Annotated in this window: 10 protein-coding genes and 1 pseudogene; all 11 read left to right on the forward strand. The window is 31.2% G+C overall.

The genetic code is table 11. The features are described 5' to 3' along the window. Positions 1-12 precede the first annotated feature (12 nt). A complete protein-coding gene (gene infB, locus ACREVU_RS05420; protein WP_431550594.1) occupies positions 13-2,088 on the forward strand; it encodes a translation initiation factor IF-2 in 2,076 nt (691 codons plus the stop codon). Positions 2,089-2,108: 20 nt separating this feature from the next. Then, a pseudogene (gene rbfA / locus ACREVU_RS05425) lies at positions 2,109-2,471 on the forward strand (30S ribosome-binding factor RbfA); the annotation flags it as partial. A gap of 49 nt (positions 2,472-2,520) precedes the next feature. Further along, positions 2,521-3,483 carry a DHH family phosphoesterase gene (locus tag ACREVU_RS05430; protein WP_431550595.1) on the forward strand — a complete coding sequence of 321 codons (963 nt, stop codon included), beginning with the start codon at positions 2,521-2,523 and terminating at the stop codon, positions 3,481-3,483. Next, positions 3,480-4,349, forward strand: a complete 870-nt coding sequence (truB, locus tag ACREVU_RS05435) for a tRNA pseudouridine(55) synthase TruB (protein ID WP_431550596.1) — start codon at positions 3,480-3,482, stop codon at positions 4,347-4,349. Before ACREVU_RS05430 ends, truB begins: the two co-directional genes overlap by 4 nt. Before the next feature lie 13 nt (positions 4,350-4,362). Beyond that, on the forward strand, positions 4,363-5,307 hold the full coding sequence (locus ACREVU_RS05440) for a bifunctional riboflavin kinase/FAD synthetase (protein ID WP_431550597.1): 945 nt from the start codon (positions 4,363-4,365) through the stop codon (positions 5,305-5,307). Positions 5,308-5,418: 111 nt separating this feature from the next. After that, entirely contained in the window at positions 5,419-5,682 is a 264-nt protein-coding gene (gene rpsO, locus ACREVU_RS05445; RefSeq protein WP_431550598.1) for a 30S ribosomal protein S15, read from the forward strand. 117 nt (positions 5,683-5,799) lie between these two features. Beyond that, entirely contained in the window at positions 5,800-7,911 is a 2,112-nt protein-coding gene (locus ACREVU_RS05450; protein ID WP_431550599.1) for a polyribonucleotide nucleotidyltransferase, read from the forward strand. 94 nt (positions 7,912-8,005) lie between these two features. Further along, complete coding sequence (locus ACREVU_RS05455; RefSeq protein WP_431550600.1) at positions 8,006-9,280, forward strand: M16 family metallopeptidase; 1,275 nt, start codon at positions 8,006-8,008, stop codon at positions 9,278-9,280. 138 nt (positions 9,281-9,418) lie between these two features. Continuing rightward, positions 9,419-9,694: a YlmC/YmxH family sporulation protein gene (locus ACREVU_RS05460; RefSeq protein WP_431550601.1), complete on the forward strand. Its 276-nt coding sequence runs from the start codon at positions 9,419-9,421 to the stop codon at positions 9,692-9,694. Positions 9,695-9,922: 228 nt separating this feature from the next. Beyond that, positions 9,923-11,113 carry an aspartate kinase gene (gene dapG, locus ACREVU_RS05465; protein WP_431550602.1) on the forward strand — a complete coding sequence of 397 codons (1,191 nt, stop codon included), beginning with the start codon at positions 9,923-9,925 and terminating at the stop codon, positions 11,111-11,113. Positions 11,114-11,170: 57 nt separating this feature from the next. Next, positions 11,171-11,878, forward strand: coding sequence for a ClpP family protease (locus tag ACREVU_RS05470; RefSeq protein WP_431550603.1), 708 nt, complete (start codon positions 11,171-11,173; stop codon positions 11,876-11,878). Positions 11,879-11,942 lie beyond the last annotated feature (64 nt).

Consider the following 11,942-nt stretch of genomic DNA (forward strand, 5'->3'; position numbering starts at 1 on the left):
GGGGTGAATGATTTGGCAAAAGTCAGAATATATGAATTAGCAAAAGAGTTAGAGGTGTCAAGTAAAGAATTAATTAATGTACTATTTGAAGAGTTTAGTATAAAGGCCAAAAATCATATGAGTGTGATTGAGGAAGAGGATGCTGAATTAATAAAGGAACTTTATAGTGATGAAAATTCAGGACTTAAAGATGAAAAAAATGAAACAGTAGAGCATTATGAAAATATAGCCAATGAAGATGCTAATAAAGTCGTTATTAGAAAAAGAGGTAGAAAAGGTAGAGATGAACTTGGAAATGGTAACAATAGTGTTGAAGCTATAGATGATGAAGTTGTAGTAATCGATGCTTGTATTACAGTTAAAGACTTAGCTGATAAGTTAAAGAGGCCTTATGTTGAAGTAATAAAACAACTTATTTTTATAGGCGTTATGGCGGGAATGAATCAAGAAATTGATTTTGCTACAGCTGAAAAGGTAATAGAAAAATATGGTGCACTTGCAGTACTAAAAGATGTAGAAGAAGGTAAACTTGCTGATGAAATAGAACTAGAAGAATTTGATGATGATTTAGCTACAGCTAAAAAACCAGCTGTTGTAACAGTTATGGGTCATGTTGATCATGGTAAGACTTCATTACTTGATTGTATTAGAAAATCTAAGGTTACTGAAACAGAAGCAGGCGGAATAACACAACATATAGGTGCTTATACTGTTAATATTAATGGAGAAAAAATTACATTTTTAGATACACCTGGTCATGAAGCATTTACAGCAATGAGAGCTAGAGGTGCCCAAATAACAGATATAGTTATACTTGTTGTAGCTGCAGATGATGGAATTATGCCACAAACTACAGAAGCAATAAATCACTGTAAGGCTGCTAAGGTTCCAATGATAGTAGCTATAAACAAGATGGATAGACCAGGAGCTAATGTTGATAAAGTTAAGCAAGAATTAACAGAATATGGACTTGTAGCTGAAGATTGGGGTGGAGATACAATATGTGTTCCAGTATCTGCTCATACTAAAGAGGGTATAGATACACTACTTGAAATGGTATTAATTACAGCAGAAATGTTAGAACTTAAAGCAAATCCTAAGAGAAGTGCAAGAGGAACTGTAATAGAAGCAAAACTTGACAAAGGTAGAGGCCCTCTTGCTACATTACTTGTACAGAACGGTACATTAAACACTGGAGATTCTATAATAGTTGGTTCAACATATGGTAGAATAAGAGCAATGTTTGATGATAAGGGTAAAAAGATAAAAACTGCAGGACCTTCTATACCAGTAGAGATACTTGGGTTATCTGAAGTGCCAGAAGCTGGAGATAGATTTAATGTAGTTAAAGATGAGAAAACTGCAAGAAATATGGCTGAAACTAGAAAATCAAAATCAAGAGAAGAACATTTTAAGGCAAGCAATAGAGTTTCCATGGAAAATTTATATAGCCAAATACAAGAAGGATCTGTTAAGGAACTTGGTGTTATTGTAAAAGCTGACGTTCAAGGATCTGTTGAGGCTGTACGTCAATCTCTTGAAAAATTATCTACTGATAATGTTAAAGTAAGAGTTATACATTCTGGAGTTGGAGCTATTACAGAAACAGATGTTACACTTGCAGCTGCTTCAAATGCAATAATTATAGGGTTTAATGTAAGACCAGATAATAATGCTGCTGTAGTAGGTGAAAAAGAAAAAGTGGAAATTAAAACTTATAGAGTGATTTATGATGCTCTTGATGATATAAAAGCTGCAATGGTTGGAATGCTTGATCCTGTATATAAAGAAGTTGTTTTAGGTAGAGTTGAGATAAGACAAATATACAAAGTATCTAATGTAGGAACTATTGCAGGATCTTATGTATTAACTGGTAAGATTACAAGAAATAGTAGTGTACGTGTACTTAGAAATGGAATAGTAATAACTGAATCAACTCTAGCATCATTAAAGAGATTTAAAGACGATGCAAAAGAAGTAGCTGCTGGATATGAATGTGGATTAAGTGTAGAAAAATTCAATGACATTAAGGAAGGCGACATTTTAGAAGCATTTATAATGGAAGAAGTAAAACCAAAATTAGCATAATATAAGGAGTAGTGGGTTGTATGGTTAATTATAGAAATGGTAGAATTAATGAAGAAATTAAAAAAGATGTGAGCAATACAATTCAAAACAAAATAAAAGATCCAAGAAAAAGTGCTATGGTAAGTGTTACAAAAGTAGACACAACAAAAGACCTAAGCTATACAAAAATTTATGTTAGTGTCTTTGGTAGTGAAATTTCTAAGAAAGAAACAATTCAAGCTCTTAAAAGTTCCACTGGTCTTATGAGAAAAGAAATAGGGGCTCATGTTAAACTAAGACATGTTCCTCAAGTTATCATAGAGGTTGATGAGACTATTGAACGTGCTATACATTTAGAAGGTATTTTTCATCAAATAAAAGAAAAAGAAAAAATTGATGAAAAAAATAGTGGAGATAATATAAGTGAAGAAGATTTAGATGACAAGGGTAACAATGAAAATTAATGATGTTGTTAATAGAATAAAGTTATTTAAAAAAATTGCTATAACTTTCCATACGTCTCCAGATGGTGATTCAATAGGTAGTGCACTGGCTTTACTTATTGGTCTTAGAAAACTGAATAAGGATGTGTATATAATCTCAAAAGAGGTTATTCCACAGACTTTTCTGTTCTTGCCATATTCAAATGAAATTAGTGGTGAAATAATAGAACCATCTGTTGATACAGAATGTGTGATTGTCTTAGATTGTGGAGATTTCAAGAGAATTAATTCGAATTTATCTATGAAGAACAGAAAATATGAATTAATTAATATGGATCATCATTTATCTAATGATTTATATGGAGATTTGAATTTTGTTGATACCGATGCTTCTGCTGCTGGTGAGATTGTGTTTGAGGTACTTAGACTTCTTAATGTAGAGTTGGATAAAGAAATAGCTGCTTGCTTGTACACTTCATTACTTACAGATACAGGATCATTTAGGCATTCCAGTACTACGGCAGTAACTCATGCTATAGCAGGAGAACTTATTAATACTGGTATAGATTTTAGTAACATACATAGATTGATTTTTGAAAATAAAAAGTTCGAAAATATTAAATTCTATGGTGAAGTAATTGGTAATATGACTTCCGAACTTAACAGTAAAGTATGCATTATGTATATATCTAAAAGTATGCTTGAAAAATATAGTTCTGTTTCCTCAGATACATCGGATGTTATAACTTTTGGAGCTTCAATAGATACTGTTGAGGTTACCATTCTTATAAAAGAAACTGACAATGGAGTTAAAGTAAGTTTAAGATCTAAATCACTAGTGGATGTTAGCAAAATTGCAGAAGTTTTTCATGGTGGCGGTCACATTAGAGCTGCAGGTTTTTTCACAGAAGCGAATTTTGATGATACTAAAGTAAAACTTTTGGAAATTTTAGAAAAAGAGTTGATAAAATGAACGGTATATTAAACATATTTAAACCTACAGGAATGACATCTTTTGATGTAGTTCGTATAATTAAAAAAATTACTCATATAAAAAAAGTAGGCCACGCTGGCACTCTAGACCCTGAGGCTAGCGGGGTTTTACCTGTTTGTATAGGAAAAGCAACAAAGGCAATTGATTATATAATGGGTGACTTTAAAATTTATGAAACTGAATTGAAATTGGGCATTATCACAGATACCTATGATAGAGAAGGTAAAATTTTAGCAGAAAGTGAAGTTAAGGCAAGTTGCGAGGAAATTATACAGGCAATTAATTCATTTGTAGGAGAAATAAAACAAGTTCCTCCTATGTACTCAGCTTTAAAAGTTAATGGGAAAAAACTTTATGAACTGGCAAGGGCTGGGATAGAAATAGAAAGAGAAGCAAGGCCTATAACAATTTATGACATAGAAATTACAGACATTAAAATACCTTACGTAAAATTTAGGGTAAAATGCTCTAAAGGTACATATATTAGAAGCTTATGTTATGATATTGGAGAACTATTAGAATGTGGTGGTATGATGTGGAATCTGCAAAGAACTGCTACAGGACAATTTCACATTGAAGATGCTATAAATATTTTGGATTTAAATGAAGAAAATATAAATGGGCATATTATGCCTATAGAAACCATTTTTAAAAATAATACTAAAATTGTAATAGAAGATAGATTTGTTAAGTTTTTACTTAATGGTGTTGTAGTAAAAGATAGAGCATTAATTTGTAAATTCGAAGAAGATATTATGTATAGCATCTATAATAAGGACAATGATTTTATTGGCATTGCAGATAAAAGTAATGAGGGTGTTAGATTAATAAAATCATTTATATAGGAGTATATTAAAAATGTTAATTATAAAAGATAATTTTAAAACTAAACTTAAATATCCGACATATATAGCTCTCGGAAGTTTTGATGGACTTCATTTAGGGCATATGCATCTTATAAATAGAACTGTTGAATTATCAGAAGAGAATAATGTTAAAAGTATGATTTGTACTTTTAAAAATCACCCACTATCAGTTATTAACAAAGAGATTTGTCCAAAGCTAATAATGGATAATGAAACTAAAATAGATTTACTTAAGAGCACTGGTATTGATATTGTTAATTTAGTTAACTTTGATAAAAATTTCATGAAAATAACTCCAGAAGAATTTATAAAAAATATGGTGAATTTCTATAATGCAAAAGGAATAGTTGTTGGGTTTAATTATAGATTTGGGTATAAAAATTTAGGTGATATAGAGATGCTACAAAAATATAGCATTAAACTAGGATATAAATTATATATTTGTGAAGCCGTTAGTAAGGACCATGAAATTGTAAGTAGTTCTAGCATTCGTCATCTAATAGCTGAGGGTGATATCACTAAAGTAAATGAGCTACTAGGAAGGCCTCACATTATTATCGGAAAAGTAGTTAAGGGAAAGCAACTTGGTAGAACCATTGGATTTCCAACTATAAATTTGGATTACAATAAGGAATATATTCTTCCTAAGGGTGGGGTATACTATACTTTAGTTAAGTATGATAATAATATTTATAAAGCTATAACCAATATAGGCTATAATCCTACTGTAGAAGGTGGAAAGCTATCAGTAGAAACCTATATTTTAAATTTTGATAAGCAAATTTATGGTGAAGCAGTTAAAATTAATTTTATAAACAGAATAAGAGACGAAGTTAAATTTGATACAGTTGAGGAATTAAGGCAACAACTTATTAAGGACAAAGAATATGCTTTTGATCAAAAAATAGAAAAAGAAGTGATAAGTTGTAAAAATTAATTTACAATTTAAGCACAGTTTGTTATAATTGATTTGAACCTTATGCTAAGTTCACCGAATCGCCAACGGTGTACTTGGAATATGGGGATAATTTTCGGAGGTGTTATTAAAATGCAAAAGGCTAAAAAGCAAGAAATAATGATTAAACATGCAAGACATGAGGGAGATACTGGTTCCCCAGAGGTGCAAATTGCACTACTTACTGAAAGAATTTTAGAGTTAACAGAGCATTTGAAAATTCATAAAAAAGACCACCATTCAAGAAGAGGTCTATTAATGATGGTTGGACAAAGAAAAGGTATGTTAGGTTACTTAAAGAACCAAGATATCGAAAGATATCGTGCAATTCTTGCAGAACTTGGACTAAGAAAGTAATTTAGAGCGGCTTAGCCGCTCTATTATTTTAATTATTAGTAACAAAATATATAATTAGATTTTAAAAACACGTATATTAGCTAATAATATTAGTGTAAATTGAAGGGAGGCAAATATATGATTCATATTATAGAAACCACTGTAGCAGGTAGAAATCTTAAAGTTGAATACGGTAAGGTTGGAATGCTATCAAATTGTGCAATATTCATGAGCTATGGTGAGACAGTAGTTATGGTTAATGCAAATGCATCAGAAAAACCAAGGGATGGTATTGATTTTTTCCCACTAAGTGTAGAATATGAAGAAAAACTTTATGCCGTTGGTAAAATTCCTGGCGGGTTCATAAAAAGAGAGGCAAGACCATCAGAAAGAGCAATTTTAACAGCAAGAGGGATTGATAGACCTCTTAGGCCACTATTTCCTAAGGGCTATAAAAATGATGTGCAAATTGTTTGTACAGTACTTTCAGTTGAACAAGATAATTCACCTGAGATACTTGCAATGAATGCTGCATCATTAGCATTATGTTTGTCAAGTATACCTTTTACAGATGCTGTTGCAACAGTTTCAGTGGGCCTTGTTGATGATAAGTTCATATTGAGCCCTACTGTGGAAGAGAGAAATGCTAGTTCTATGAATCTTACAGTTTGTGCTACAAAAGACAATGTAACAATGATAGAAGCTAGTGGAAATGAAATACCAGAAGATGTAATGATAAATGCTATTGATTTTGCTTTTGAAGCTTGTAAAAAAATTGTAGCTTTCCAAGAAGAAGCTGTAGCTAAATTTGGAAAAGAAAAAATCATTCCTGAAATAAGTAAAATAGATGAAACTCTCCAAAGTGAAGTTAGAGATTTCTCATTTGACATGTTTAAGACAGCAATGTACATAATGGATAAAGATGAGAGAAATGCAAAAGTAGATGAAATAAAACAAAAGATAAGCCTTGAATTTAATGAAAAATATGCTGATAAGAAATCAGATATAGGTGAAGTTACATATGGCATCCAAAAGGAAATAGTTAGAAATATGATGCTAAATGAAAATAGAAGACCTGATGGAAGGGCTTTTGATGAGGTTAGACCAATAAGTTGTGAAGTAGGAATACTTCCTAGAACTCATGGAACAGGATTATTTACAAGAGGCCTTACTCAAGTAATGGGTGTTGCAACTCTTGGGGCATTAAAAGAAGCTCAGATGTTAGATGGAATAGGTGATGAAGATACTAAAAGATACATGCATCATTATAATTTTCCAGCTTATAGTGTAGGAGAAACTAAGCCAATGCGTGGACCTGGAAGACGAGAAATTGGTCATGGAGCACTAGCAGAAAAAGCTGTAGAACCACTTTTACCATCTATAGAAGATTTTCCATATGCTATACGAGTAGTATCAGAGGTATTAAGTTCTAATGGTTCAACATCTCAAGCGAGTGTAAGTGCAAGTGTTTTAGCATTACTTGATGCAGGTGTTCCACTTAAAAGACCGGCAGCAGGTATTGCAATGGGATTAATTACAAATGCTGACTTATCTAAAGAAAAAGTAATAACAGATATTCAAGGTATAGAAGATTTCTTTGGCGACATGGACTTTAAAGTAGCTGGAACTGAAAAAGGGATTACAGCTATACAAGTTGATACAAAGCTTCATGGACTATCTAAATATTGCATTAAAACTGCAATTATAGATGCAAAAGTTGCTAGACTTCATATATTAGGAAAAATGAATGCATGTATTCCAGAAGCAAGAAGTGAAATGTCAAAATATGCTCCTAGAATGTATATATTAAATGTAGCGCCTGACAAGATTAGAGATGTAATAGGAAAAGGCGGAGTAACTATAAAGAAAATTATAGCAGAAACTGGAGTTAAAATAGACACTAATGACGATGGAAAAATTGTAATTATGTCGAGTGACGGAGATAGTGCAAATAGAGCTGTAAAAATCATTGAAGAGTTAACTAAATCAGTTAAAGTAGGCGAAATATATTTAGGAAAAGTAACAAAAATTGCTGCTTTTGGATGTTTTGTTGAAATACTCCCTAATAAAGAAGGATTAGTTCATATATCTAAACTTGATTTTGCTAGAGTAAATAAAGTAGAAGATATTGTTTCCGTTGGTGATGAAATATTAGTAAAAGTAATGGAAATAGATAATCAAGGAAGAGTAAATCTTTCAAGAAGAGATGCTATCAAAGATAGTGAAAATGAAAAAAAAGAGAATGAATAATAATAGAAGGGCTTAGATGCCTTTTTATTTTTTTTAATATTATCACCCTAATATGCACATATTAAATATAAATTCTCAATAAGGAGAGGCGCATATGTACAATTTGTTTAAGTTAAATAATGGTTTAAGGGTTGTAGTTGAATCTATTGAATATGTAAATTCAGTAAGTGTTGGTTTATGGGTAGAAAATGGTTCAAGAAATGAAAATGCAAGCAATAACGGGATATCACATTTTATTGAGCATATGCTTTTTAAGGGAACAGTGGATAGAACCGCAAAGCAAATTGCTGAAGCTATTGAAGATGTGGGTGGTCAATTAAATGCATTTACGGGTAAGGAAGTTACGTGTTTTTATATAAAGGCATTAGATACACATTTGGAATTGTCCCTGGATATTTTGTCAGATATGCTTTTCAATAGTAATTTTTCAGAAGATGAGATTGAAAAAGAAAAAGGTGTAATTGTTGAAGAAATTAATATGAGCGAAGATTCACCGGAAGATGTTTTAATGGAGTTACATACAAAAGCAATTTGGAATAAGGATTCTATATCGTTACCTATTTTAGGAACTTTGAATAGTATAAAAACATTAAATAAGAAAATGATAGTTGATTATGTTGATTCATATTATATACCAGAAAACTCAGTTATATCAATTTCAGGTAAATTTGATATGAAAAATATCGAAAAGTTGCTTGAAAAATATTTTGGAAAATGGCACACTAAAAATAAAAATATTACTAAATATAGTAGTCCCGAGCTATTAAATAACCATTATTTCAGAAAAAAAGATATTGAACAACTTCATATAAGCCTTGGTATTCCTGGTGTAGAAATTGGCAATGACGATACATACCCTCTAATATTACTAAGCAATATATTAGGTGGAGGAGCCTCATCACTGCTGTTTCAAAAGATTCGTGAAGAATTAGGTGCGTGCTACTCAATCTATTCATATATATCGGCATTTAAAAATACAGGAATTGTGAGCATTTATGCTGGACTTAATCCCTCTAATGCTGAAAGTGCTATTGATGCAATTAAAGAAGAAATTAGTAAATTTGCAAAATCAGGAATTGATAATGAAAGATTACGCAAGGCTAAAGAACAATTAAAAGGTAGCTATATTTTAGGACTTGAAAGCACAAGCAGTAGAATGTTTAGTAATGGAAAATCAGTCATGTTTTTGAATAAGATAAATACACCTAAAGACGTACTTAGAAAAATTGATGAAATAAATATGTCAAGGGTGAAGTCTGTAATGGAAAAGACTTTTAAAAAGGGTATAATAAATTCAGCCTTTGTAGGTAAAGAAAAACAAATGGTGGAAAAACTTTTTAAAGGCAACATTATTTCACTAGACAAGTAAATTAATTTGTAATAACATAGAAATTATGCATAACTCCACAAGATATTCCATAGTATTTTAGGGGTATGAAATTAAATGAAATGTGCTTATTATTTATTTTAGTACCCCTTTAGAGAATTGGTGAGGAGGATTTTTTATATGGAAGATAATATAAAAATGTATAGTGAAATGGAAAGATATGAAATTATAAACATTAATGATGGTGATAAATATAGCAATTTAGGCAGCAATGATGTAGTCATTGATGAAAACGGTCTTTTAAAATTTTTAATTATTAATGGAGGCAGTTCTAAATTTAGTTTTTTTAAAAGTAATGATATTATTGAAGTGCCTTGGGACTATGTTAAAAAAATCGGTTCTCGTACTATAATAATTGATGTTGATAATGAATTTTTAAAAAAATCTCATATTTAACGACAATTCAGAAGGAGTGTCTCCCATATTCATAAGTTGTAGTTACCCGCTAGAGTAAAGACAAAACTTTAATGGGAGTATAATCTCCTTCTGAAGTCGTTAATATTGCAGCTTCGAAGAAGATGATCGCAGCTTTGAAAAGATGATTACAGCTTTGAAAAAGATGATTACAGCTTTGAAAAAGATGATTACAGCTTTGAAAAAGATGATTAATTTGGGAGGATATAAATGAAGATATTAGTGCAAAAGTTTGGAGGAACATCCGTTTTAACTAAGGAAAAAAGAAGACTTGTAGTGCACAAAGTAATAAATGCAAAGGCAGAAGGCTATTTGCCCGTGGTAGTAGTATCTGCTATGGGAAGAAAAGGTGAGCCTTATGCTACAGATACACTACTATCTTTGGTAGATGATAATTTTAAAGTAATAAATCCCTTAGCAATAGATTTACTAATGAGTTGTGGTGAGACTATAAGTACTGTAATAATGTGCAATGAGTTAAACAATAGTAATATTGATGCTGTACCATTAACTGGTGGACAAGCAGGTATAATTACGGATTGTAATTATAACAATGCAGCAATAATAAATGTTGACACAAAAAAAATATTAAGTATATTACAAAGCGGGAAAATTCCTGTAGTAGCTGGGTTTCAAGGAAGAGATGGGAATGATTATATTACAACTATAGGTAGAGGTGGAAGTGACGTTACTGCGGCAATACTCGGTGCGGCACTTAATGCAGTAGAGACGCAAATATACACTGATGTAGATGGAATTATGACAGCAGATCCAAGAATAGTTTCTGAAGCAACTTTAATAAAAAAGATAAGTTATGATGAAATTTTTCAGTTTGCAGAGCAAGGAGCAAAGGTTATACATCCGAGAGCTGTTGAAATATCTAGAAAGTATAATATACCACTGGTAATAAAGAATACTATGAATGACTGTGATGGAACTGTAATTAGCAATTTGGGCAGTCAAGCTTTTGAAAATATAATTACAGGTATTACACATATGAATAACAGAGTTCAAATAAAAATATGCAAAAATTCAGATCCTAGTTATGATGATCTTTTTGATATTTTAGCTGAAAATTTTATAAGTATAGATCTTATAAATGTGTTTCCTAAAGAAAAAATATTTACTATTGATGATAAGGATTTTATAAAATTTGAGAATTTAATTAAACAAATTAATATGTCCTATTCTTTTGTTAAGGATTGTAGCAAGATTTCAATTATAGGTTCTAAAATGAGAGGTATACCTGGTGTTATGGCCAGAATACTTAAGGCATTGACTAGAGAAAAAATTGAAGTATTGCAAACAGCAGATTCTCATATGACTATATGGTGTCTTGTAGAAACAGGATATGCTGAAAAAGCAATTAATGCATTGCATAGGGAATTTAAATTAGGATAAAAAATGTATATAGTTTCTCTTAATGCACAAAATATAGATGGATTAGGAGGAATGCAAATGTCAAAAGCTGAAAAAAACAAAGAAGATAAGAAAAATAAAATTATTGTGGAAACTTCAAATGAGCAGGTTGAAAATATCAAAGAACTGGGATTAACTAATATTCCTACTCAAACGGATAAAATTCAAATTTTATCTATTATTGGCCAAATAGAAGGACATATGATGTTATCGCCTCAAACTAAAACTACTAAATATGAACATGTTATTCCAGAGTTAATTGCTATGGAAAGAGATGAAAAAGTAAAAGGTATTCTTATAGTTCTAAATACGGTGGGAGGAGATGTGGAAGCAGGTCTTGCCATAGCAGAGATGATTAGAAGTGTTAGCAAACCAACTGTATCACTAGTGGTTGGAGGAGGCCATTCAATAGGTATCCCGCTGGCAACCGCTGCTGTATATTCATTTATCTCTCCATCTGCAACTATGATAATTCATCCTATAAGAATGAATGGACTTATAATAGGTGTACCTCAGACTTTTGAATATTTTAATAAAATGCAAGAACGAATAACTGAATTTATTATTAGAACTTCCAAGATTGATAAGGAAACTGTAAACAGATTAATGCATCAAACTGATGAACTTTTAAATGATATGGGGACTATACTTATTGGTAAACAGGCAGTTGATAACGGATTGATAGATGAAGTTGGTGGAATTAGTGCAGCATTATCAAAATTAAATCAAATGATAGACGAAGCATAACAATAGATATAAATAGGTTGAAATGGCCTATTTATATCTATTTTATTGACCTGTTACAATAAGA

Origin of the sequence: Clostridium sp. (genome assembly GCF_050717535.1) — a bacterium.
GTDB lineage: Bacteria > Bacillota > Clostridia > Clostridiales > Clostridiaceae > Clostridium_AD.

Excerpts from the sequence above, each read along its gene's own strand:
- ACREVU_RS05430 (WP_431550595.1), top strand. The coding sequence starts at position 2,521 with ATGAAAATTAATGATGTTGTTAATAGAATAAAGTTATTTAAAAAAATT.
- truB (WP_431550596.1), top strand. The coding sequence starts at position 3,480 with ATGAACGGTATATTAAACATATTTAAACCTACAGGAATGACATCTTTT.
- ACREVU_RS05440 (WP_431550597.1), top strand. The coding sequence starts at position 4,363 with ATGTTAATTATAAAAGATAATTTTAAAACTAAACTTAAATATCCGACA.
- rpsO (WP_431550598.1), top strand. The coding sequence starts at position 5,419 with ATGCAAAAGGCTAAAAAGCAAGAAATAATGATTAAACATGCAAGACAT.
- ACREVU_RS05450 (WP_431550599.1), top strand. The coding sequence starts at position 5,800 with ATGATTCATATTATAGAAACCACTGTAGCAGGTAGAAATCTTAAAGTT.
- ACREVU_RS05455 (WP_431550600.1), top strand. The coding sequence starts at position 8,006 with ATGTACAATTTGTTTAAGTTAAATAATGGTTTAAGGGTTGTAGTTGAA.
- ACREVU_RS05460 (WP_431550601.1), top strand. The coding sequence starts at position 9,419 with ATGGAAGATAATATAAAAATGTATAGTGAAATGGAAAGATATGAAATT.
- dapG (WP_431550602.1), top strand. The coding sequence starts at position 9,923 with ATGAAGATATTAGTGCAAAAGTTTGGAGGAACATCCGTTTTAACTAAG.
- ACREVU_RS05470 (WP_431550603.1), top strand. The coding sequence starts at position 11,171 with ATGTCAAAAGCTGAAAAAAACAAAGAAGATAAGAAAAATAAAATTATT.